The sequence below is a fragment of the Flagellimonas meishanensis genome (genome assembly GCF_019880545.1).
GTDB classification, from domain to species: domain Bacteria; phylum Bacteroidota; class Bacteroidia; order Flavobacteriales; family Flavobacteriaceae; genus Flagellimonas; species Flagellimonas meishanensis.
Window position 1 is genome coordinate 216,715 of the sequence record NZ_JAINVW010000001.1, and the last position, 26,078, is coordinate 242,792.

Below are 26,078 nucleotides of genomic sequence, written 5' to 3' on the forward strand. Positions count from 1 at the left end.
ATTGAGTAAAATGAAAAGAAGTTTTAAATTAATTTATGTTGCCGCACTAAGTTCGGCACTCACGCTCTCCTGTACCAATCTGGAGATTGAAGAAACCGATTCGGTTTTCCCAGAAGATACGGGAGGAGGTTTCTCAGGAGTAGAAGATCCGGCATCCGCAGTGGAGGCTCTTTACAATGATGTCCAGGGTCAGGTTGGAGACCAGGCGAATTTATTTGCCCTTAACGAAGTAACAACCGATGAACAGTTGGTGCCTACAAGAGGAACCGACTGGGGGGATAATGGTATATGGAGGACTTTGCATTCTCATACATGGTCATCTACGCATCAATATATTCTTAACACATGGAACAATTTGAACCAAAATGTGTTCCGTGCATCAGAGATTATAGATTCTAGATCCAGTGCTCCTGCAGATGTAGCAGCCAATGCAAAGTTTCTTAGAGCGTGGAGTATGTGGTATGTGTTGGATTTCTGGGGACAAGTTCCTTTCCGTGAAGTGGATGAAGGTCCTGAAATCAATCCAAGAATCCTGACACCAGCAGAGGCGATGACTCTTATCGTAACAGATTTGAACGAGGCTATTGCAGATTTACCTGCCGTTGCGGCCCCGGGCGGTGATGACCTTGAAAGAGCAAGTAAAGCTGCAGGACGTCATTTATTGGCAAAGGTTTTGTTGAACAAGCATATTTACTTGGGTACTTCACCTGATGCAGCAGACATGAATCAAGTAATTTCCTTGGTAGATCAAATAGCTGGAGAAGGGTATGAATTAGAAGCTGGCTATTTTGATATTTTCCGTGAAGCCCCTGATAATGAAACCATTTGGTGGCTTGGCGCCGCCGTTGGAAACCGTATTTTTAACGGATTGCATTATAACTCTACTGGTATCAGTGGTGGTGGATGGAATGGATTCAGCACATTGGCAGAATTTTACGATCTATTCGAGGGAGATGCCAACAATAATAGAGGGGAATTGGATGGAACACCCCTTGATGGCCAAGAAGAGCGAAGAGGATGGGTTCCTTCTGGGGGCACACCTTTCACCGGTGCTGAGGAAACCACAGATAATGGTGGCTTTGAGGATGGTTCCAATGTAGGACTAGGTTTCTTGATTGGACAGCAATATGCGTTGAATGGAAGTAAACTAAGAGACCGTCCAGGTAACGACTTGATTTTCACAAGAGAATTCCCAGGATTGGTTGGTAACAACGAACGTACAGGAATAAGGGTTCAAAAATATGCGGCAAGATACGATGCGTTCAACCCACACCAAATTGTATTTAGATATGCTGATGCCCACTTGATGAAAGCAGAAGCTATCATGCGAACTGGAGGTGATCCAACATCATTGGTAAATGAGCTGCGTGTTATACGCGGAGCCACTCCACTGGGATCTGTTACCGAACAGGACCTATTGGATGAAAGGGGAAGAGAGCTTTATGTTGAATTCCAGAGAAGACAAGATATGAGAAGATTTGGACAGTACACTAGGGACTGGGAGTTCAAAGATCCCGAAGCCGTTGGTGATGTTAATAAGGAATTGTTCCCAATTCCAGTTAATGCACTTCTGTCAAACCCCAATCTTGTTCAGAATCCAGGTTACTAAAAGTGACCAAAGTTTAATTGTTTTGAAATTATTTGGAAGCTGCCCTTTTAGGGCAGCTTCTTTTTTTGCAATTGTCCAGCCCATGTCACATCTTAACTTTAATCAGTTTCCACGATCTTCGAGAATTAATTATCTTTCCAACTTCTTTTTTTATACCGTCAGATGAGAGAAAAATGCGGAATCTTGATGATTTTCTTCCTAGGGTTGAGCGGTTGTATCAAGAACAGTACGGAAACTCTTTTCAAAACCAAGCCCTCAACCTTAACAGGGATATCCTTTGTAAACAAATTAGATCCAACTCCCGACCTGAACATACTGAACTATCTCTACTACTATAATGGGGCTGGGGTAGCAGCAGGAGATTTTAACAACGATGGTAGGGTCGATCTCTATTTTACCTCAAACCAGGGGTCTGACAAACTATATATCAATACAGGTGATTTCAAATTTGAGGATGTCACCGAAAAGGCCCAAATTAAAAATGGGGACGGATGGTCCACAGGGGTAACCCACGTGGACATCAACAATGATGGTCTCCTGGACATTTATGTATGTAAGGTAGGCGACCATTTGCAGTTAAATGGTCAAAACAGGCTCTATATAAACCAAGGAGTAACCGAAGATGGCGTGCCCCTTTACAAAGAAGAAGCCGCCAAATACAATTTGGCTTTTATAGGCTATTCTACCCAAGCTGCCTTTTTCGACTACGACCTTGACGGGGATCTTGATATGTACCTGTTGAACCATTCTGTCAACCCGAACAGATCTTACGGAAAAGGCGCCAAAAGAAATATGATCGATCGCCTGTCCGGAGATGTGCTATATAGAAATGACCAAGGAACATTTACGGATGTCTCACAAGAAGCTGGTATATTCCAAGGAAGCATAGGCTACGGTTTGGGACTCGCTGTAAGTGACATCAATAATGATGGATACCCTGACATTTATGTGGGTAACGACTTTTTTGAAAACGATTATCTCTATCTGAATCAAAAGGATGGGACGTTCAAAGAGGTTATCTCCAGTGACGGTAATCGTTTGGGGCATACCTCACATTTTTCCATGGGCAACGACCTTGCTGACATCAACAATGATGGCCTCTCGGATATATTGTCTCTTGACATGCTTCCGGAAGATTTGGAAACTTACAAAACCTCTGGCCTGGAATATCCATACCCAATATATCAGCAATACATAAAAAATGGGTATTCCCACCAATTTATGCAGAATGCGTTACATCTCAATTTAGATGGTGAAAATTTCAGTGAGATAGGAAATTTGAGCGGAATCGATGCCACAGAATGGTCCTGGGGCGCCCTATTTGCCGATTTTGACAATGATGGGTTTAAAGATCTTTTCATTTCGAATGGAATCAAAGGAGTGACCAACGACATGGATTTCATCAACTATATCTCCAATGAAGAAATCCAGAGAAATATTGAATCCGGTCTTTCTGACAAAGACATGGAACTAATTGACCGCCTACCACAAAAAAAGGTCCCCAACTATTTCTTTAAAAATGAAGGCGCACTGACCTTTTCCAATGTCACAAAACAGTGGAGCACGGAAAAACCTAGCTATAGCAATGGGTGCGCCTATGCCGATCTGGACAACGATGGCGATCTGGATTTGGTGGTAAACAATGTGAATGAAGAAGCTTTTGTCCTTGAGAACACAACCGAAGATGGAAATTGGATTAAGATAGGGTTCAAAGGTCCTGACCAGAACAAGTTCGGAATTGGAGCCAAGGTAATCGTGTACCGAAAGGGCAAAAAACTTACGCAAGAGAATATTGCCACACGGGGTTATCTTTCTGCCAAGGACAACAGCCTAAATTTCGGTGTTGGAAAGGACACAATTATCGATTCCATTCAAGTTATTTGGCCCGGTGGCGCTTACCAAACACTTCATAATGTTGCCACTAACCGCACATTGGAAGCATGGGAGAAAAATGCGTCCGGTAATTACTTTGCAAAAAACAGAAAACCACCTTCCCATTTCTCCACCCCTGCCGAAAAGTTGGATTTTATACACAACGAATACCCTGCGCTCGATTTCGATAGAAATCCTCTGCTCCCCTTTTCCAACTCCAATGAGGGCCCTTCGGTTGCTGTGGGGGACATCAACAATGACGGTTTGGACGATCTATTCATCTGTGGTGCCAAAAAGCAGGCTTCCAAACTCTATGTTCAAGACGATAATGGTGTTTTCACCGACCATCAAGCCGAATTGTTTGAAGAGGATGCCGTCAACGAAGACACCGACCAAGCATTCTTTGATGCGGACAACGACGGTGATATCGACTTGATGGTGGTCAGCGGTGGAAATGAATTCACACAGGGCAAACCCTTGCGACCGCGATTTTATATCAACAATAACGGTATTTATGTCAAAGAAGATAAATTCAAGACTATAGAGGTTAACGCCTCCAAAGTAACTGCCGTAGATTTTGACGACGATGGGGACATGGATATCTGCATCACATCGAACATAGTGCCGACACAGTTCGGTATAAAATCAAAACAATACCTCTTGGAAAACGACGGTAGCGGCAATTTCACTGAAATAACAAAAACCTTTGCCCCTGATTTTGAAACCGTGGGAAATGTAAAAGATGTTGTTTGGCAGGATTTGGACGGCAATGGCTATCCCGATCTTGTAGTCGCTGGTCACTGGACGGCATTGACCATTTTTATGAATGACGGAAAAAACCTGACAAAACAGGCCAACAATGGTCTCGACAAAACCGATGGTTGGTGGAACTGTCTGGAACTGGCGGATTTGGACCACGACGGTGATTTGGACATCCTTGCGGGCAATTGGGGGCTGAACACAAAATTCAATGCGTCCTATGACCGCCCCATTACCCTTTACATAAACGATTTTGATGATAATGGGTCTGTGGAAACCGTGGTGACCTACTTTCATGGTGACAAGGAAACCGTTTTTGCATCTAAGGATGAACTGGCCAAACAGATGCCCTTTCTAAACAAAAAGTTCCTGTACTATAAAGACTTTGCCAAAGCCTCCCTTGAAGACCTTTTTGGAAGTGAAAAATTACAAAAAGCCAAAAAGAGGAAAGTATACCTTCTGGCCACTAGTTATTTTCAAAATGATGGAAAAGGCAACTTTTCACACAAGGAACTGCCACTTTTGGTACAATCTTCTACCATTAATGACATCCATATGGAAAAGATTGATAAAGAAAGGATTAATGAAATATTAATGGTCGGAAATAATTTTGAGATAAGCACACAACTTGGTAGATTAGATGCCCTGCATGGAATTTTGCTACAAAATGATGGAAAAGGCAAGCTAATATGGACCCAAAGTCTGGATGTTTCAGGAGCGGCCAGAAAGATTGAAAAGATAATGATAAATGGGAAGGAACATTACATCATAGCACGCAACAACGACTCTCCCGTTTTTATAACCAAAAATGACACTGCCGAATGAAATTGAAATATAGTATACCCTATTTTCTACTTGTACTTATGGTGGCCTGTGGCACAGAGGAAACCGATAAGGCCAAGGAAAAGTCGGAAACACTGTTCACCCTGCTTACTCCCGAAGAAACGGGGGTAACCTTCATCAATAAAGTGGAAAACCAGAAGAACTTCAATATTTTCAAGTACCGCAACTTTTATAATGGAGGTGGTGTGGCCATTGGGGACATCAACAATGATGGTCTTTCCGACATTTATTTGACAGGCAATATGGAACCCAACCGCCTGTATTTGAACAAGGGGGATTTTAAATTTGAGGATATCTCGGAAAGTGCGGGTGTAACTGGCAATAAACCTTGGTCCACCGGAGTGGTCATGGTAGACGTGAACCAAGATGGCCTGCTGGACATCTATGTGAGTAACGCCGGAAACATGGAAGGTAACAACCATGACAATGATCTTTACATAAACAATGGTGATCTGACCTTCTCCGAAAGGGCCTATGAATTCAATTTGGCAAAGACAGGTTTCAGTACCCATGCCACTTTCTTCGACTATGATAAGGACGGGGATTTGGACGCCTATATTTTGAACAACAGTAATATACCGGTTAGCAGTCTTGGATATGCGGAACAGCGTGAAGTAAGGGCACAGGACTGGGAAGGTGTTCCCGACATTTTTAAAGGTGTTGGCGACATGTTGCTTCGCAATGACAATGGAAGATTTGTCGACGTTAGTGAAGAAGCGGGGATCTATGGCAGCCTCATCGGTTTTGGATTGGGCGTAATGGTCACGGATTTTAATGATGACCTCTACCCCGATATCTATGTTTCCAACGATTTTTACGAAAGGGACTACCTCTATATCAACCAAAAAGATGGCACCTTCAGCGAAGAAATCAAGGATTGGACCTCCCATTTGAGCCTGTCGGCCATGGGCATTGATGTTGCAGATATAAACAACGATGGCCATAACGACATATTCATCACCGATATGCTCCCTGAACCCGAGCAGCGTGTTAAATCGGTTATGGAGTTTGAAGGCTACAACGTTTTTAAACTCAAGCAGGATAAGGACTTTTTTCAGCAGTATATACAAAACACCTTGCAATTGAACAATGGAAACGGTACGTTCTCCGAAGTGGCCTATTATAGCGGTATTGATGCCACGGACTGGAGCTGGGCGGGCCTTATGTTCGACATGGACAATGATGGTCTAAAGGACATTTTTATCACCAATGGCATAAACCACGATCTTACCGACTTGGATTTTGTGGATTTCTTCGCCAATGAGATAATACAGAAAATGGCCTTGACGGGCAGAAAAGAGTCCATCGATTCCATTATCAACAAAATGCCAATAAAACCGCAACCGAATTATGCCTATAAAAACAACGGCGACATCTCCTTTAAAAATGCCAACAAGGAATGGGGGTTTGAACTGCCCACCCGTTCCAATGGTGCTGCCTATGGCGACTTGGACAATGATGGTGACCTCGATTTGGTCATCAACAATGTAAATACCGAGACATTCATTTATAGGAACAATACGGATGCCCAACTGGAGCACAATTATATCCAACTGCAATTCCAAGGCCCCGCCAACAATCCTTTTGGTGTGGGCGCCATGGCCAAATTTTATTTTGATGGCAACATTATAAAGCAAGAGCTCATTCCTTCGCGTGGTTTTCAATCTTCCATAGACTATAAAATGACACTCGGAATGGGAAAAAGTCCAAAATTGGACTCCATACGTGTGGTTTGGCCAGATGATAAAACCCAAAAGTTGGAAAATGTCGAGGCCAACCAATTGCTTGTGGTGAAACATTCGGGAGCAACCGAAACCTACGTCCCGACCAAAAAAATTACTAGGGAGCCCTACTTGAACGAAATCGACTCCAGAAGCTTGACTTCCCACCAAGAAGATATCTACAATGATTTTGACTATGAAGGGCTTATCTATCATAAACTTTCCCAGGAAGGCCCATCCTTGGCCGTGGCAGACGTAAATGGGGATGGTAACGAGGATTTTTTCATTGGAGGTGCCCATAACCAGTCGGGCACGCTGTACCTGCACCGTGGCGACGGCAACGTTTCCCCCAAACCTGTTAGAGCCTTCGAGGAGGATAGAAACTTTGAAGACGTTGCTGCTGTTTTCTTCGATGCCGATGGCGACGGCGACCAGGATCTACTGGTCGGCTCGGGTGGTAACAACGTTAATTTGCAGCGCAGTTATAAGCCTCGCCTATATCTTAATGATGGCAAGGGGAACTTCACAAAATCTGGAAATGAGTTGCCATCTACGTTCAAAAATATTTCCACCATCTCCGCCCATGATTTTGACGACGATGGGGATATGGATGTGTTTATAGGATCTAGGAGCGTTGTTGGGGTATATGGCATTTCCCCAGACCATCTCTTTTTGGAGAATCAGGGTAATGGGATATTTATGGACGTTACGGAGCGTCTTGCCTACAACCTAAGGGATGCCGGTATGGTAACGGATTCCAAATGGGTGGACATTGACGGGGATTCCAAGAAAGATCTTGTCGTAACATCAGAATGGGATACTCCAAAAATCTACAAGAACACAGGTAGAAGGCTTACAAAAATGCAAACCACACTCGACAGCCTGCATGGTTGGTGGAACACCGTGCAATTTGCGGATTTGGACAAAGACGGGGACCAAGACCTGATTTTGGGGAATCAAGGTCTGAACCTGCATTACAAGCCCAAGGAAGGTAGCCCCATGAAACTTTGGATCAACGATTTTGATGGCAATGGAACCGTAGAACAAATCACCACCCTTGCCGAAAACGGTGCGGATTATCCCATCCATCAAAAAAGAGAGCTTACGGAACAACTGGTCTCCTTAAAAAAAGAGAACCTCAGGGCATCGGACTATGCAAAACGAAGCATCCATGAGCTGTTTCCAAAGGAAATTTTGGACAATTCAATTGTAAAAAAGTCGGAAATTTCGGCTTCCATTATCGCCATAAACAATGGTGGAGGAAATTTCACGGTGCAGGTTTTGCCCCCAAGGGTGCAATTCTCTTGTGTGTGTGACATTACATGTGCCGATGTAAACCGGGATGGAAACGTCGATTTGATAATGGCCGGCAATAATTTCGAATACAAGCCCCAGTTCTCAAGGTCAGATGCCAGTTATGGAAACGTCCTTCTCGGTGATGGCAAACTCGGATTTGAATGGCAGAACTATGATATCAGTGGCTTCAAGATCAAGGATGAAGTCAAGTCCCTGAAGCAGTTTAGGGACAACAAGGGCAAAACCTTCGTTATAGCGGCAATCAACAACAACAAACCGAAAATCTTCACCCTCAATGAATAAATTGCTGCTCGCTTTATTGGTATCAATTTTTCTTTCTGGTTGCAAAAAAACAGGTGACCTGTTTGAGAATCCTTCCCCCGAGTCAACAGGCATTACCTTTACCAATACCCTAACGGAGTCGGATAATCTCAGTATTTTGGATTACCTCTATTTTTATAATGGGGGCGGCGTTGCCATTGGTGATATCAATAACGATGGCCTGCCAGATATTTTCTTCACCGGGAACCAAGTAAAGAACAAACTGTACCTGAATAAGGGAAACCTTGAGTTTGAAGACATTTCGAATACAGCGGGAATAGAGGGAAACAGCAGCTGGAATACTGGGACCACCATGGCCGACGTAAACGGCGACGGCCTGTTGGACATATATGTGTGCGCCGTGGTTGGCCTAAGTGGTTTCAATGGGTTTAACGAGTTGTATATAAACAACGGTGATGCCACCTTCACGGAAAGTGCAGCAGCCTATGGGCTTGATTTTGATTCCTATAGTTCCAATGCCGCCTTTTTTGATTATGACCTGGATGGCGACCTTGATGTTTACCTGTTGAACCACGCCGTTCATACCCAAAACTCCTTCGGAAGCTATGATTTGAGGTACGAACGCCGCTACGAAACCGGGGACAAGTTGTTGCGCAACGACAATGGGAAATTTGTGGATGTAAGTGAGGAAGCCGGAATCTACGGTGGAATAAATGGATACGGTCTCGGGTTGGCCATCTCCGACTTCAATCAAGATGGATACCCCGACATTTATGTGGGCAACGATTTTCATGAAGACGACTACTACTATCTCAATAATGGTGATGGCAGCTTTACCGAAAGCCTGAAGAAATACTTTGGCCATACCAGCCGCTTTTCCATGGGGAATGATGTGGCGGACATAAACAATGACGGTCGCCCCGATCTTATATCCCTCGACATGTTGCCCGAAGATGAAGTGGCATTGAAATCATCCGAAGGGGATGACAATATCCAGACCCAAAAACTTAGGACCGGACGATTTGGATATAACTACCAATTTACCCGAAACATGCTGTATGTGAACCAGCCGGATGGCAACTTCATGGAAACTGCCCTGATGAGCAGGGTGGCCGCTACCGATTGGAGCTGGAGTGCCCTTTTTGGAGACTACGATCTGGACGGGAACCAAGATCTTTTTATTTCCAACGGGATTCCGAAAAGACCCAACGATCTGGACTTCATTAATTTCGCTTCCAATGACCAAATCAAGCAAAAAATGGACAATACCAAGCTTGTGGACAAAAAGGCCCTAGATCTTATGCCCAGTGGGAATGTCCACAACTACATTTTCAAAGGAGGCAGTGGATTGGTTTTCCAGGATATGTCAAACAAATGGATTGCCAACGACACCCTAATTTCTGGCGCAACGGCCATGGGAGACCTTGATGGTGACGGAGATTTGGATTTGGTGACCAACAATTTGAACCAACCGGCTACCCTTTACATCAATAAGGCAAATGAAAAGGGCAATCATTTAAAGATCAGATTTGCATATAAAGAGAAGAACAGGTTCGGGATTGGAACAAAGGTCTATTCATACCATAAGGGACAGCTTCAATTCAAAGAATTGTTTCCCGCTCGGGGTTTTCAGGCTTCTTCGGAGCCTATAATCCATTTTGGTTATGGAGATGTTGAAAAAATAGACTCGTTGAAAATTGTTTGGCCGGACAAGACATACCAGGTTATCCGAAATGTGGATGCCAACCAAACACTGACCATTGCCCCGCAAGGCACAAGACGCTTTGAATATGGCACCAAAAATGGACGTGAAAAACTTCTTTTCACTGCAGTAGCAGACAATTTGGGCATTGACTTCACACATATTGAGGACAACTACACCGACTTCAACAGGGAAAAACTAATCCCCTATCAAATTGCCGATAGAGGTCCAGCCTTCGCCATCGGGGATCTTAACCACGATGGAAAGGATGACATTTATCTTGGGGGTTCCAAGTTTATGCCGTCTCAAATCTATGTTCAGCAGGATTCCATTTTTGCCAAACAGGCTTTTGATGAAATAGCCAAGGATTCCATTAAAGAAAATATTTCGGCCACCATTGCCGACTTCAACAATGATCACAGAAACGATCTTTTTGTTAGCTCCGGTGGAGGCGATTTCTTCGGGCAGTCCAATGCCCTTTTGGAATCATATTATGTACAAAAGGAATCCTCTTTTGTTCAAATGGAGTTGCCCGAATTGTATCAAAATGCATCCGTGGTTCGCCCCCACGATTTTGATGACGACGGGGATTTGGATGTTTTTGTGGGAGGCCACACCCTAACCGCCAAGTTTGGAGCTCCGGCCACATCGTATATATTGGAAAACGACAACGGGAAATTCACTGTGTTGGAAAGTTTTGATGCGCACTCCAAAGGAATGGTCACGGATGCCATTTGGGACGATTTTGATAACGATGGCACCAAGGATTTGATTCTCGTGGGAGAATGGATGTCCCCAAAGTTTTTAAGATATGATGGAAGAACATTCGAAGAAGTGGGCAGCCTGAAACTGAACGGGCTTTGGCAACGGGTCGCTCCTTTCGATATTGATGGGGATGGCGATATGGATTACCTTTTGGGCAATTGGGGCACCAACACCAAGTTTAGGGCATCAATGGAATACCCATTAAAACTGTACTTCAACGATTTTGATGACAATGGGCAAACTGAGACCATTACTGCCCTGCCCAAACGCGGAAAATACTATCCATTGGAGACTTTGGATGGGCTTTCATCCCAATTGGTATATCTGAAAAAGGAATTCAACACGTATAGATCTTTTGCCGGAAAAACCATGGAAGAACTTTTTGGAAAGGAAGCATTGGAAAAATCCACACTATTGGAAGTAACCGTCCTTGAATCCGGATACCTAAAAAACAACGCGGGCAATTTCGATTTTGTCCCGTTCGCCGACGAGCTGCAGGTGGCTCCCATCATGGAATTTTTGGTTTCTGATTTTGACGGCAATGGTTCTCTTGAGGCGTTGGTCGGTGGAAATTATTTTGGTGTAAAACCTTATCATGGTCGTTTCGATTCCTTTCCCGGAGCATTGATAAAAAATGAGGCACAGTTTACGCTGGGTAGTGAACTTGGTCTGGATTTTACCAAAAAAACATTGAGGCACATGGGTACAATAACGCTCAATGGCCAAGAGTATCTTTTAGCCGTTTTTAATAATGAAAGAGCACAAGTATATAAAATCAACAAGTAACCAAAAAGGCCATGAAAAGAAAATATAGTGTAGTGTTGGCATCGATTTTTATGATGGTCTCTTGTCAAAAAAAGCAAGAGCCGATTACCATAACCCCTGAAGATTATCACGGTTCGGTTGACGAGGTGACCCAAGTGATGATCCACGATATTTTTTCACCTCCGGTGGCGAGTCGAATCTATGTGTATCCGAATGTGGCGGCCTATGAGATTTTGGCGCAGCAGGAAGGCATATACAATTCGTTGGCCGGTCAATTGCGTGATTTGAAACCCATTCCATCACCAGGGGACACAGCAAACATCAATTTTCCACTTGCCGCGCTGATAGCCCACATCGACCTCAGTAAAAGACTGATTTTTTCCGAGGAACGCATCGAAAAATATAGGGATAGCCTGTATAACCTCTGGCAAGAAAAGAATGAAAAGGAGTTCAACGCGTCCAAGGACTATGCACTACAGGTATCGGAACACATTGCTGCTTGGATGGACAAGGACAATTACAAACAGACCCGTACCATGCCCAAATTTTCTGTCAACTCCGAAGAACCTTCGCGTTGGCAGCCAACCCCTCCAGCCTATATGAGCGGCATTGAACCCCATTGGAACAAAATACGCCCTTTTGTTATAGACTCAGCAGCCCAGTTTAAACCCGTTCCCCCCCCGCCCTTTTCCATGGAGAAAGAGTCTGACTTTTATAACGAGGTTATGGAAGTGTACGAAATCAGCAATAAAATAACCGCAGAAGGCGATGCTTCAGAGGAAGTGCAGATTGCGCAATTTTGGGATTGCAATCCATACGTATCGGTTACCAGGGGTCATCTTATGTTTGCCACCAAAAAAATTACCCCGGGTGCCCATTGGATAGGCATAGCCAAAATCGCGTCTCGCAAATCCAATGCAGATTTTGCCAAAACCGTGTATGCCTACACCAAGACCTCCATTGCCATTGCGGATGCATTCATAAGCTGTTGGGACGAAAAATACCGAAGCAATCTCATAAGGCCCGAAACCTTGATCAACGAGCATATCGATGACAGCTGGGAGCCTATTTTGCAAACCCCTCCATTTCCAGAGTACACCAGTGGCCATAGTGTGGTTTCGGGTGCTGCCTCCATTGCCCTCACCAGCATTTTTGGGGATAATTTTGCATTCGACGATGATACCGAAGTGCCTTATGGCTTGCCCGTGCGTTCCTTTACCTCGTTCCGGCAGGCTGCCGATGAAGCGGCCATTAGCAGGATGTACGGTGGAATCCATTACCGGACCGCAGTGGAAGTGGGAATAAAACAAGGGCGAAATCTTGGTGAGCATGTTGTTACCAATCTCAACATGACCAAAAACGATTAATTTTTTTGATGAAGATGAAGAAAACGCTTGTCGCTTTGGGAATACTTACGGTACTGGCACTGTTCTGGTACTTCTTTTTGAAACCACAGGACTATCAAGTTAGCTTTAAGGTAAAAACTTTACCAGGGACCATTTACGAAACAGTAAAAGTCTGGAACAACACCCTAAAGGATCCCCAACCCATAAAGTACCATGCTCTTACAGATTTTGAGCAAACCATAAGGATAAACGATTCCGTACATGTCTATCGGTGGAACATAACCACGGTCCACGATTCGTTGAGCCAGGTAAAGGTGAACATTTCGGATGCCAATCATTCCCTGATGAACAAGGTCCAGATTCCTTTCTCCGATACCAATTTTGAAAAAGGTTCAAGAAAAAGCCTTTTGGATTTCAATGATTTTTTGAACGACCATCTTAAAAAAATCAGGATAAAAATAATTGGTGAGGATGAATTGTTCTCCACATTTTGTGCCTGTGTTTCCCTGACCACAAAGCAGACCATGAAGGCGGGCGGAATCATGGACAACTATTCTTTTTTGAATTCCATGATGTTTGAAAATGGGGTACAACTGAACGGCCCTCCATTTTTGGAGGTTTTGGATTGGAATTTGGAAAAAGACAGTCTTTCCTATAATTTTTGTTACCCCATCATAAGATCGGAGAAGTTGCCCAGTCATCCTGATATAGTATACAAGCGCATCTTTGGTAAAAGGGCATTGAAGGCAGAATACAACGGCAACTATATCACATCGGATAGGGCGTGGTATGCCCTGCTGCACTATGCCGAAAAAAATAATATTCCGGTGGAGAAAAAACCAATCGAACTTTTTTACAACAACCCCAATATGGGCGGGGATGAATTGAAATGGAAAACTGAGGTTTTTATGCCCATCAAAGAATCACAATGATCCGATATCTTGTTGTTGCCCTCCTTTTCTTTGTGCAGGCCTGCGCTCAAAAAACGCATTTTGGCCCCATGGTCTACCAAGGAACTTTTCCATCCAACCTGGATGAAGTCTCTGGAATGGAGATGGATGATAACGGTGTATGGGTAATAGAGGATGGCGGCAATGATGACAGGATATATCAACTGGACAAGAAGGGCCAAATCATTAAAACCCTGAAAATAGATAACGCCAAGAACAGGGACTGGGAAGATTTGGCCATGGACAACAACGGCAATCTTTACATCGGAGATTTTGGGAACAATAACAATGACCGAAAGGATTTGACCATTTATAAGGTGTCCCAATCGGAACTGGCCAAAAAAGAACCCAAAGCTGAAAAAATAGAGTTTCGATTTCCAGAACAGCAGGATTTTCCGCCCAAAAAAAACAGCCTCTTTTTCGATGCCGAAGGCTTTTTTCATTGGAATGACAGTCTGTACGTTTTTACCAAGAACCGTACACGCCCTTATAATGGACAAACTTTTATTTACAAAGTCCCTGCCGAAAAAGGGGAATACAACGCAGAATTTTTGGGAAGCATAACCCTCTGCGATGACCAAGACCGGTGTTCCGTAACGGGAGCGGATATTTCCGAGGATGGTAAGACCATTGCACTGTTGGGGTACGGCCTTGTTTTTTTGATTTCAGATTTTGATTTTTCCAATCCCGGTGATTCCAAGGTAAAAACCATCAATCTTGTATATCGCTCTCAAACCGAATCGATAAGTTTTCAGGACAAGAATACCCTTTGGATTGCTGATGAAAGGAACAACTCAAACGGAGGCCAACTGTATTCGCTTGATATAAAAATGGATTAAAATCCAAATCCAACCCCAAACGAAAACCGAAGCCCATCGGCACTGCCGAAAAGTCCCATATTGGCCGACAAAATATCCGCTCCGTTCAAAAAGAAACCTCCCCCGTAGGAATTGTGCCATCTATCCGATGAATCTCCTGGAAACCAGACCCTGCCATAGTCAAAGCCCCCAAAAACCCCTGGGGTAACAGGAAGCAGCCCTGTTTTTCTTCGCCTGAAACTATAGCGCAGATCTGAATTCTGGTAAAAGGCCGATTTGCCGGTGAAACGTTGAAATCGAAAACCCCTGAGCCCATTGTTTGCGCCAATACTTGCTCCTTGGTAAAACTCGAAATCATCACCGAAATTGATATGGCCCTTGATCTTTGTGGCGAATACCAACCTGCCATTGGAGCTCAACCTATGGTCTACGGACAAACTGGGAATGAGGTATCCAAAAGTCCTACTGGATTCGTTCAAATTGGTCTTGTAACCCCCCACTAGGTTAAATCGCATGCCGATGGTCGGAAAGGCTTCATTATCGGAATTGGCATAGTCATATTCGGCCTCCGCTCCAAAAAACCGCTGTTGGTTTTCCTCCCCGTTTTGCACAAAGAATTGATTGATGAAACGATCTTCCGTCTCTTCCACCTCGATGTCCTCATACGAAACCCCCAACCGCACTTTGGAACCCAAATAACCCCTCCAAACCAAGGAAGGAGTCAATTTTATCGTTCTTAATCGGACCCTATTAAAATCAAGCCCCAAAGGTTCGTCATCATCATTGTTCTCGGTTTCGTTCCCAAATCCAAAAAAGTTCTGTGTGAAGTTGGGACTGGTGAACCTTGCTGCCAATTGCAAGTTTACTTTGTTGATCACATGTGAGAATTCCCCGCGATAGCCCAAATCAAAACCATTGGTGGCAAAATAAAAGGAAGCCGAAAAGATATGCTGTTGGGTAAAAGGGTTCTGTTTGAATGCATTGTAGGTATAGGTATCCGTAATCCCCACCTTTATGCCGTCATCCGGATTAAACCCAAGGAACGGCAAAAATTGATTGTTACTGGCCTTTACCTTCAAAAAGTTGTAATTGTTTGTATTATAATCGTTCACTGTATGCCTTCTGCCCGAGTAGGCTTCATCATAAGTGTTTTTCTTTGTCTTAAAATCATAGGTATGGACTTTTTTGGAACTTTCAGCGATTTTATAGGTGTCATTGTTGTGTCCTCCAATAACCCGTAGGGTTATCTTGGAAGAAACCGTGTTGATATCGAACACATCATCATCATCCAATCCATACAACCATACCTCCTTTGTGAACTTGGGACTGAATGTTTTTTGAAAGAACAGATCGGATTTTTTACCATCCTTTATTCGGTAACCCAAAATCTCCAGACTACCATCGGCCCCAGCTGTTATATTGAAATAGTCGTCCTTATCGGTTCCGGTGACCACACTGTACTTGTTGATAACCTCAAAATATTCCCGCGCCGTTTGGACCAATCCATTCTTTCTTGACAATAAGGCCCTTTTAATCCCATCCACAGTATCATCCCTAACTTCTTCCGGAAATTGTAGCAAGGCCCTGTCGATTACATCACCATTAATATGCTGCTGTATATACTTCGCCTGTTCTTCCCAAAGTTGCAGGTCTGTTTGGGACAACAATGCCATGTCCAGTGCAAATGTCCTCGGTGAAGAGGTAAACCCTTTTATGTTCCTAATTTCTTCATTGAATCCTTCAAATATTCCCAGACCGGGTATAGCCCTGGTCCCAAATCCCAGGATCAATCCGTCTCCCCATTGGGAAAATGCCTGGTCCCTGTCCCTTGGAATAGGTTTGTACACCTTGTTCCCGTTTTCATCCTCAAATTCTGCCCAACGCCACTGATCTACATGACGGTCCCAGTCGCCTATAAGGAAATCGAAAAGTCTTGCCTTTACATATTCCTTTTGGTCAAGTTTGTATTCCTCGTCTTTACGGAGTTTTTCCATCAAGTCGTTGGTACTCTCAATTTTCTTGGTCCTTCCAAAACTTTCCAGATCATCATGCCCGTCGGACACATGTTCCTCTATCATATAAAGGCCATCCCCAAATTCAGAATTATACGCTCCCAATGTTGACTGTTTTGGAACATAATAGAGGGTAGGATTTGTATGGTATATGTCTACCGCATCTGCCAAAACCCCAATGGTAAAAGGAGCATAGGGGTGAGCTCCGGTATACAGGTCCAAAAGCAATTCCTGGATATAGGTGTCCTCGAACTGCCCTATGATATATTGATCCTGAAATGCTATTGCTTGCAGATATCTTTCAGCACTTTTTCTCAAGTCACGCATCACAAATTGCCTACCGTCCCCATGTTCCAGTCGCAAAGAGTTGGATTGATTTCCCCCACCTTTCCGAACAACTTTAAGTCCACCATAAAGGGTGTCCAAAAGCACGGTAGGTGCCTTTACCTTGGTGCCATAATACTTTCTATATCTTTCTCCCCAAAGCCATTTATGGAATCCAGTTTTGGTGATCTCCTCCTGAGAATAGACCGATGCTTCCATAAAAGGAGGAAATTCCTCAGCATATTCTGTGGTCTCCACAGATGGATCTTTCGGCAATATCCCAGACTGAAATAATAAGCCCTCACCTGGTTCTTCGGCTCCATAAAAGGCAACCTCGGAGGAACCGTCGGTAAATACTTTCAAGACCGCATATCCCATTTTCCCAGTTGAAAATTTGCTTCCATTCAATAATCGCGTGGCCCCCGTTTTGGCCCCTGCCCCGCTCACAATCTGCGGTATCCCATCCTCCACAATATATTGTAGCGTGTGTTCGTGGCCCGAAACAAGGATGACTTTTTCTGAATACTGGGCCAAGGTCAACAACCGTTTTCTTAACGCATTGTATTTTTTATTCTGCATATCGGCTATTGATGCCCCCGAAGTTCTTCGCAAAAAATTTGCGACTGATCCCAAGATGGGCATGGGTACTTTGCCATTATTTGGAAAGAAGTGTTTCTTGAACGAATATTGTCCTCCATGAGTTCCGTAGGAGAACATGGGGTGGTGCATGGCTATGATCGTGGTTTTTTGCCTGTTGTCTTTGATTTCATCTTCCAGTTCCACAAAAAAACGATCCCTATCCTTGATTTCACATTCATCGTTAATGTCGGGTCTTTTATCCCAATTGGTAAGATACCATTCCGTATCGATGGTAATCACCAAGATGTCGTCCCCTATTTCAAAGGTCTCCATGGGACATCCGTTTTCAGGAAAAAAGACCTCTTTGCTATCCAATGCTTCCTCGATATACTTTTCCTGCCTTTTTAGTCCCACGAGTCCTTCGGTATACCAATCGTGGTTCCCAGGTATAAAAACCTTTTTGCCGCTAAAATTCTCAAGGGTATTAATCTGGGCATCCAAATGGTTCTTGGCCTCAATATAGGCCTTGGTAGAATCTTTCTTATCCGGTAAGCCTGCCGGATAGATATTGTCCCCCAGAAAAATTGCAGTGCTGTTTTTGGGGGCTTTGTCCAAAGCCGCTTTAAACTTTTTCAGGGCGGGGTTTAAATCCCCAATGGGTGATACGCCGGCATCCCCGATCAAATAGAATGTGTGCTCAATATCCTTTTCCAAACCATAATCTTGACCAATATCAAACGGTTCTGCATATTTTGCTTCATACGTTGCACAGCCAAATGCCAAAAGAAGGAAACAAGCTAGGAAGCAATGTTTTTTCATAGGGTCAAGGTTGATTCCAAAATTTCGTAATTTGGATACTTCAATATACAACTATGTCGGAAATCCTTCAAAAAGCTGAAACTTATGTTACAAATTTGTTGACCAATGAGTTAAATCCTGACTTTTTATACCACAATTTACGGCATACACAGCGTGTTGTGGAAAATGCCAAAGAGCTAATTGACCATTTCAAGCTGGACGCCAAACAAGCAGAAGAGCTTGAACTTGCTGCATGGTTTCACGATACGGGTTATACCAAAGGGGTTGAAAATCATGAAAAAAGCAGTTGTGGAATTGCAGAAAACTTTTTGAAAGAACACGGTTTGGATAAAAAGGGCATCAATACCATTTCAAGGTTGATCATGGCCACCAAGCGGTTTTATGAACCTGTCAGCTTTGATGAGGAGATCATAAGGGATGCCGATGCTTCGCATCTAGGGCAAAAAAGCTATCTGGAAACCACAGAGCTGCTCAGGGAAGAGCTTTCCCGGTTGGGCCTCGGTGATTATACCACGGAGGAATGGCGCGAGATGAATATTGAAATGTTCCGTGTCGAACACAGGTTCTACACGGACTATGCCATAGAAAATTGGCAGCCCCGAAAGGACAAAAACCTGCGAAAGCTCATCCAAGCGATAAAAGACCGTAAAAAGCTGGCCAAAAAGGAAGAACTAAAGGCCAAGTTTAAAAGTGAAAGCCCGGAACGGGGCATCCAGACCATGTACAGGGTTACGATGCGGAACCACCTAAAACTCAGCGACATTGCAGATACCAAGGCGAATATCTTATTGTCAGTCAATGCTATAATCATTTCGTTGGTGCTGGCAAACCTCATTCCCAAATTGGACAATCCGTCAAACACCTATTTGATATATCCCACGGTTATTTTCATAATTTTTAGCGTGGTCTCCATGATTTTGTCAATTCTTGCTACCAGACCCAATGTTACCCGGGGCGAGTTTACCAAAGAGGATGTGGAGCAGAAAAAAGTAAATCTTCTGTTCTTTGGCAATTTCCACAAAATGGCTCTGAAAGATTATGAATGGGCCATTCAAGAGTTGGTAAAGGACAAGGACTACGTGTACTCCTCCCTGACTAAAGATCTTTATTTTTTGGGTTTGGTGCTTAATAGAAAATACCGCATTCTCCGGCTTACCTATACCATTTTTATGGTAGGCATGGTCATTTCGGTGATTGCCTTTGGTATTGCCTTTCGGTTTTTTGGACCTGACAGGGTGCTGCCTTAACCACTACATTACGATTTCAATTCCTCCATCAAGTCGTCGTAGGTATAGGTCTTTTCCGATTTTTTATCCTTGCGGTACAGTATTTCGGCACGAATGGCCTTTAGGCCGGATACGCCCTGAAGTCCTTCCAACTCAACAATTTCAATGTTGTTGGTAAAGTAACCTTTCGCTTTTAGGAACTGAATATACCGCATGTATTCCCTTTCGTCCTTGAGCTGGGAGTAAACAATGGCCAGTTTACCTTTTTGGGTCAATCTTTCATTGGTTCCCTTGATGTACGACTTGTCTATACGCTTTTTGATCACCTCGTACCTTGCGTTATAGGTGCCATCCACGTCGAAGCGCTTTTCATCCATCCTAAATCGTATGGAAAGTGAGGTGCTGTATACCAAAATCATTGAAGCTACATCCAATTTTACGGGCAATTTGGGCTTCAACTCATAGTACCTGTTTTCCATGTCGCACATCACCTGGAGCTGCCATAAGCGTAAATTACTCAAATACAGATCATTAAAAGGTTTGTCATGGGCAATTGAACTCCCTATGTACATATTGTGTTCCACACCGTCGGTCTTATACCGTTCAAAGTAATGTGGGAACATGGCCTGTGCCTCTTCCTGTTTTTTGTCCAAAAGCGCTGCCAACTGCATATTGGCTTCCATCACGCTTTCGTCATAGTTGCGTCGATGATCGTAGTACGACTCGGTATTCTCATCAATTTTAGCTTCGTATGCCTCAATGTGGTTGGCAAGGATTTTGTTTTCCTGTTTCAAGTGTCTCAAAACCGGGGTCACTTCTTCCTGAACAAAATCGAAAACGGCTTGCTCGGTATGGGTGTAAAGTGTTTCCTTGACTTCTTTGAGGTACATATCCACACGGAACATGAGTTCCTCATAAATGGGAAGCTTATATTCCTTCACGGCTCCTTCCAAAATACCGTTGATCTCAGAAAGCTGTATCATCAAATCCCTTTGGATGGAAATGTTGCGCTCTCGTGACGAATCCTTGATATCCACCTGGCCGTAAAGGGGGTAAACATCTTTGAAAACAATATCGTTGAAAACAGGCTGTTTTCCGGCGAGGTCGTCCACCATAAAACGTTTGGCCTCTTCCTGAAACTTCCAATATACCGAAGCGTGCACCGTAGTACATTCGTGCTGGATGATGGCATCCACAAGGTTTTGTTCCTCCTCTATAGATCGCAGTACCGCAGATACGATATACGGCATTACATCGTCCAGTTTGTTGGCGTTGATGCTGTTGAGTTCGTTTGCCTTTTTGGAAACCAGTTCCAGGACACCCAGTAGGTTACCATCCTCAGCAATTGGGGCCAAAATGGCACTTTTTATTCCCTGCTCGTGAAGGTTCTTGTAGGGTTGTGCCCCTCCGGATTTTTCAAAATACTTGGCCACATTGGGAATGGCAAAATATGAGTTTTCCTTAAAAAGTTTGGTATGCGAATAATCACAAAGCATATCATTGCAGGACTCTCTTTCCTTGCCCTTTAGAACATAGCTTTCAATTCCCTTGCCATGTATCTTCAAGAAACGATTGGAATTGACATCGTATCCCGCAAACCCAACATTGATGCTCTTTAGGTTGAACAATGACCTAAAGGTGGCCTGAAAATTTTCCATGAAACTTTCATTGCCCCGTTTGTTGCTTCCGATCAAAGTCGATTTTATCTCGGAAATGGAGTGCTCCGCAGTGACATCGAACATGTTGCAAATAACGAACCCTTTGGAAACAAAGCTGTTCGGTGGTATTTTTTCCTTCCAAAGTTCCAGATTGTCAAAATTCTCCAACAGTTCATCAAAATCGGCCTGGGTAAGGTTCTTTGCCCTTTCGGTCGGCTCCAATTCCATGAAATCTGCATTGTACAAAATGCGATAATGCCTCATTACTCCATTGGCATCGGGAATGTCAAAAAAGAGCGGACGTCTAAAATCAACTTTGAACCCATAGTAAAAACCAAGAATCACCGTACACTGCATGATGTAGTGTATGTCATCCGACATGTTTTGGATTTCCAGTTCAAAACCGTCGCCGGCATCCTCCAAAATCTTCTGGAACCTTTTCGATGAATTGAACACTACATTGGCAAAAGCTATGGAAGCAGCCTTTATCTCATTGTGCGTCAAAGCAGTGGAAAAAGTGTCGCCCAAAATGGTTTGAATGACATCTTTCCGCTTTTCCAAAATGGAAAGGTCATCAAACCCTTCCCGAAGTTCCGGGTAAGGTCTCTGCGCATCCAAAATATATTGGGCCCGTGAAGCAGCAAACTCGTCCTTGCTCTTCGCCAATTCGTCATAGTGTTCCAACAATTTGTTGAAACTGACCAGTTGGATCAAAGGGGCTTCACCCTGATTGCATTTTTCCATTGTCCGAGGTTGTATGCGATTGGTCGCAATTGGACTGGTAAAGTTACAAAAAGTTGAACATGCCTTCCCATAACAGTCTTAATTCTGTGTTAATAGCCATTTTTTCATGATATTTAGGCAAATTTATTCCATGTCGTCCACGAGTAGATTGAACCGGGCCTACCTGCAAGCGAAGCTCATCCCCTTTGATGATGCTTCCAAGTTCATCTTTTTCAGCGATTGCCATCGGGGCGACAACAGCTTTGCGGATGACTTTGCCAACAATAGGAACATCTACTTTCATGCATTGAACCACTATTATCGGGAAGGCTTCCATTATTGTGAGCTTGGCGACGGTGACGAACTATGGGAGAATCTGAGTTTTGAGGCTATTTTCGAGGCCCATAAAAATGTGTATCAGCTCCTTAGAAAATTCCATTTGGAAAAAAGGCTGCACATGGTATGGGGCAACCACGATATGATTTACCAGAGCAAGCCGTATGTGGACAAACATCTTTCCCATTATTTTGAACCCATTGATGGGAAGGACAAGGAGCTTTTTGAGGACATAAGCTATCACGAAGCACTTGTGCTTCAACATGAAAAAACCGGACAGACCCTCTTCTGCACCCATGGGCATCAAGCCGATTGGTGGAACTATGTTTGCTGGCGAATTGGACGCTTTTTGGTCCGGGTACTTTGGAAACCACTTCAGGTATGGGGCATTGCAGACCCCACCAGTCCCGCAAAAAATTACAAGGAGCTCATCAGGATTGAGAAAAGAATCAAGCGATGGATAGTTAAGAACAAACTGCAGATCACCATTGCCGGACACACGCATCGTCCCAGGTTTCCAGAACCTGGTCAGATTCCGTTTTTTAATGACGGTAGCTGTGTACATCCTCGAAGCATTACCGGTATTGAGATTGAAAGTGGACATATTTCCCTGATCAAGTGGCATATTGATACAAAAGTGGACGGCACACTCCAAATTGTAAGGGTGCTGCTGGAAGGTCCCGAGAAGTTGATAGATTATATTTTGGATTGATTCGGTCGCAAGCCATAAATGGCGGGGTCAAGCATCCTCTTAACGATTTAACGCCATTTTATCACCTACATGGCAAGGTATTTGTTAACTTTAATAAACACATTCGACCTATTTGCTATGAAAAGGCTGATTTTTGTTTTCCTTGGATTTTCCCTGTTGTTTCCCTTGACCATGTCATCGCAAGGCGACATTTCCACTACGCGACCCTTGCAGATCGGAGACAACAACAATCTGGATGTAAAGGCCAGTGATCAAGGGACATTGCTTCGCATGCCTTCCGTAATAGATGAAAATCTTACGTCAAAGGATGACAAACCGGGTGTAAAAATGCTTCCGGACAAGGAATTGGTCCAAGCGGGACATGACCTTGTCATCGACCCCAAGGTGGGGGAAAAAGAAAAGAAAAGCTCCAACGAACATTATGGGGACCAATATTTGGGTGATGTAAAGACTTCCTCAAGATTTGTGGGCGTCGTATGCCGGGACCATGAATATGTGGATGGCGATCGCATAAAGATATATCTCAATGGGGAGGTTGTGGAATATAATGTGCTCCTAAGCGGATCCTTTAAGGGTGTTAATATAGACCTTACGGAAGGTTTCAACCGCATAGAATTTGAAGCCCTCAATCAAGGTTCTTCTGGGCCCAACACCGCCCAAGTGGTGGTGGCCGATGAAAAAGGACAAGTTATTCATAATAATCGCTGGAACCTTTCCACAGGGTCTAAGGCAAGCCTTATAATAGTAAAGGAGGGAGAATGATCATTCCCCTGGTTTATAGCTCCTAACCGCCCGTTTCAGCACATCATCCTTGTAATAGGCTACCTCTTTAAAGTCCACATCGGCGTAGCGCTGGGCCTGATCATCAAAGTGGGGAGAATTTGGATCCCCACTCTGTCCACCAGCCAATATTGTCTTGGCTTTGACTTTTTCCCCAAACTCAACCACGGCCACAAAACTGTTTCCCCGGGTACCGTATATTTTTTTGGTATCATTGTCGTACCTGGCGCCATAGGCGGCCAAAGCCCCCCATGTGCCACTGGCAAAACCAATGGGAATGCTTGGTTTGGCATCATCAAAGGCTTGAAAAATATCCCCATTTAATCTTTGGTAACGGTTGACCTCTCCCCAAGGAATGTTCCAGGTTCCAAAATCGGCTTCAAGTTTTTCAACAGCTTCGCTGAACAGGGCAATCTTTTCCTCGTCAGGGGATTCACTCCCCCAATACTGCACCCATTGCATCGCATACATGCCCTCCGGCCTCTCTGCCTTTTTATAACAAAGGGTTCCATAAAAATGGGCCAAGGTCATGGCTACAGATTCCTTGGAAGTCCTAAAATCCCAATTGCGAAGCATTTCTATGGGATCTTTCAAAGATTTTGACCGGTCCACCTTGTCATAGGCTGCGACCAATCCGGGAATAAGCGCCTCAAATGCGGGGAGATGGGAATCGTGGGCCAATTGAATCAAACTGTCCAAAGTGTACCCTTCTTTTCCCTTCAATAAATTGATGGCGTGCACACCCCTGAAATTTTCTTGGTCCCGCGACATATATTTGGGGTAATCCTCTCTTTTTGGACTAAACTCCAAAGCTGCTGTATAGGGTGTGGAATTGCAATTTTGAATCCATCCGTTTTCAGGATTCAGAATCAAAATATTCTCTTCAACGGTATGCAGTCCTTGCCAATCCGTCCTTGGGTCGCTCCCATCCACCGGTTGGGTATAATCAAAAATGGTATCCCGCTTTGGAATGAAGTTACCGTGGAAATAGGCAATATTTCCTCCTGCATCGGCATAAACGGTATTGTTGGAGGAGTTGGTCCTTATGTCCATCATTTTTCTAAAGCCTTCATACCCATCCTGTTTCGCTCGGATATAGGATTGTTCCAAAGCTTTCGCCGGCTCCCACATCATGGCAGAAGCCGTCCACTGTCCATTCACGGAATGGGTGATAGGGCCATGATGGGTGCGATATACGGGAAAGGTCTTTTCCTTTATTTCATCTCCGGATTTATAGTTGAGCGTGACCTGTAACGAATCCACAGGGCGCAATTCTTCCCCATATTGGTAAAATAGATTTCCATCATTTTGGATTATGGTCTCCTTAAATTCGTCCAAAACGTCCGTATAGGTCGAGGTATGCATCCATCCTGTTTTCTCATTGAAACCCTGGTAGACAAAAAATTGGCCCCAGGTAACTGCCCCATAGGCATTCAGACCTTCTTCGCTCACCACGTGCACTTCGCCCCTAAAATAAAAGGAAGTATGTGGGTTGATCAACAACATGGCATTCCCGGATTGCGTCAATTCTCCAGAAATGGCAATGCCGTTGGATCCCTGCGGTTCGGCCAATTCCCTTTTTCTCTCTTCTTCCATCAATTCCATTTCTGGAACTCCCATACCACCCTCATAAAAGGCCTTGATTTTTTCGGTAGAAATGCGTTCAATATCTCCGCCAATGGACCCTTCACTGAAAAACATGGGCATCCAAGGTTCAAAACGGGTTAGGAGTTTGGGGTTCACCTCGGGGTGGGTGTATAGGTAATAGTTGATGCCATCGGCAAAGGCATTGCAAAGTTCTTTCAACCAAGCGGGACTGCTCTCATATTGTTTTATAGCTTCTTCCTTTGTCATGAAAAGGTTGGCCCGCAAATCGCTGTACAATGCCTCCTCTCCCTCTACCTCAGCCAATCTGCCAGTGGCCCAGATATAATTTTGCTCCACACGGTTAAAGTCATCCTCGCATTGGGCATAGAGCAATCCAAACACCGCATCGGCATCAGTTTTTCCATAAATGTGGGGGACTCCAAAATCATCCCGGATTATGGTTGCGTTTTCGGCTTGACTTTTCCATTTCTCAAGCTCGTTGTTTTTTTGGGAACAGGAAACCAGAAGGGCCAAGGCGGCAATCGCAATATATTTCATTTTGAATCTATTAAAACTTGCTATGGTGAAAATACG

13 protein-coding genes are annotated in these 26,078 nt (G+C 44.0%); 10 read left to right on the forward strand and 3 right to left on the reverse strand.

The genetic code is table 11. The features are described from left to right. Positions 1-10 precede the first annotated feature (10 nt). The 7 genes from K7G75_RS00965 (at position 11) to K7G75_RS00995 (ending at position 14,749) form a co-directional block, all read left to right on the forward strand. On the forward strand, positions 11-1,609 hold the full coding sequence (locus tag K7G75_RS00965; RefSeq protein WP_222981865.1) for a RagB/SusD family nutrient uptake outer membrane protein: 1,599 nt from the start codon (positions 11-13) through the stop codon (positions 1,607-1,609). A 186-nt stretch (positions 1,610-1,795) separates the two neighbouring features. Then, a complete protein-coding gene (locus K7G75_RS00970; protein ID WP_262420215.1) occupies positions 1,796-5,065 on the forward strand; it encodes a VCBS repeat-containing protein in 3,270 nt (1,089 codons plus the stop codon). After that, positions 5,062-8,403 (forward strand): VCBS repeat-containing protein, encoded by a 3,342-nt coding sequence (locus K7G75_RS00975; RefSeq protein ID WP_222981868.1) that lies wholly within the window; start codon positions 5,062-5,064, stop codon positions 8,401-8,403. The genes K7G75_RS00970 and K7G75_RS00975 overlap by 4 nt, the downstream gene beginning before the upstream one ends. After that, on the forward strand, positions 8,396-11,635 hold the full coding sequence (locus K7G75_RS00980) for a VCBS repeat-containing protein (protein WP_222981870.1): 3,240 nt from the start codon (positions 8,396-8,398) through the stop codon (positions 11,633-11,635). The genes K7G75_RS00975 and K7G75_RS00980 overlap by 8 nt, the downstream gene beginning before the upstream one ends. Before the next feature lie 11 nt (positions 11,636-11,646). Next, positions 11,647-12,981 carry a vanadium-dependent haloperoxidase gene (locus tag K7G75_RS00985; protein WP_222981872.1) on the forward strand — a complete coding sequence of 445 codons (1,335 nt, stop codon included), beginning with the start codon at positions 11,647-11,649 and terminating at the stop codon, positions 12,979-12,981. A gap of 8 nt (positions 12,982-12,989) precedes the next feature. Then, the gene (locus K7G75_RS00990; protein ID WP_262420216.1) at positions 12,990-13,892 is read left to right on the forward strand and encodes a GyrI-like domain-containing protein; all 903 of its coding nucleotides are present in this window, start codon (positions 12,990-12,992) and stop codon (positions 13,890-13,892) included. Beyond that, a complete protein-coding gene (locus K7G75_RS00995; protein ID WP_222981873.1) occupies positions 13,889-14,749 on the forward strand; it encodes an NHL repeat-containing protein in 861 nt (286 codons plus the stop codon). The genes K7G75_RS00990 and K7G75_RS00995 overlap by 4 nt, the downstream gene beginning before the upstream one ends. On the opposite strand, the gene K7G75_RS01000 is transcribed toward K7G75_RS00995, so the two are convergent. Then, on the reverse strand, positions 14,746-18,462 hold the full coding sequence (locus K7G75_RS01000; protein WP_222981875.1) for a metallophosphoesterase: 3,717 nt from the start codon (positions 18,460-18,462) through the stop codon (positions 14,746-14,748). The genes K7G75_RS00995 and K7G75_RS01000 overlap by 4 nt on opposite strands. A gap of 53 nt (positions 18,463-18,515) precedes the next feature. Here K7G75_RS01000 and K7G75_RS01005 point away from each other — a divergent pair, with 53 nt between their 5' ends. Next, a complete protein-coding gene (locus K7G75_RS01005) occupies positions 18,516-19,709 on the forward strand; it encodes a Pycsar system effector family protein (RefSeq protein ID WP_222981877.1) in 1,194 nt (397 codons plus the stop codon). 8 nt (positions 19,710-19,717) lie between these two features. Here the strand turns inward: K7G75_RS01005 and K7G75_RS01010 are convergent, their stop codons facing one another. Next, the gene (locus tag K7G75_RS01010; protein ID WP_222981879.1) at positions 19,718-22,090 is read right to left on the reverse strand and encodes a GAF domain-containing protein; all 2,373 of its coding nucleotides are present in this window, start codon (positions 22,088-22,090) and stop codon (positions 19,718-19,720) included. Positions 22,091-22,220: 130 nt separating this feature from the next. Here K7G75_RS01010 and K7G75_RS01015 point away from each other — a divergent pair, with 130 nt between their 5' ends. After that, the gene (locus K7G75_RS01015; RefSeq protein WP_222981881.1) at positions 22,221-23,117 is read left to right on the forward strand and encodes a metallophosphoesterase; all 897 of its coding nucleotides are present in this window, start codon (positions 22,221-22,223) and stop codon (positions 23,115-23,117) included. Between the two features lie 117 nt (positions 23,118-23,234). Further along, positions 23,235-23,879, forward strand: a complete 645-nt coding sequence (locus K7G75_RS01020) for a hypothetical protein (protein ID WP_222981883.1) — start codon at positions 23,235-23,237, stop codon at positions 23,877-23,879. Here K7G75_RS01020 and K7G75_RS01025 read toward each other — a convergent pair whose 3' ends face one another. Next, positions 23,880-26,042, reverse strand: coding sequence for an acylase (locus K7G75_RS01025; RefSeq protein WP_222981885.1), 2,163 nt, complete (start codon positions 26,040-26,042; stop codon positions 23,880-23,882). Between the last annotated feature and the right edge of the window lie 36 nt (positions 26,043-26,078).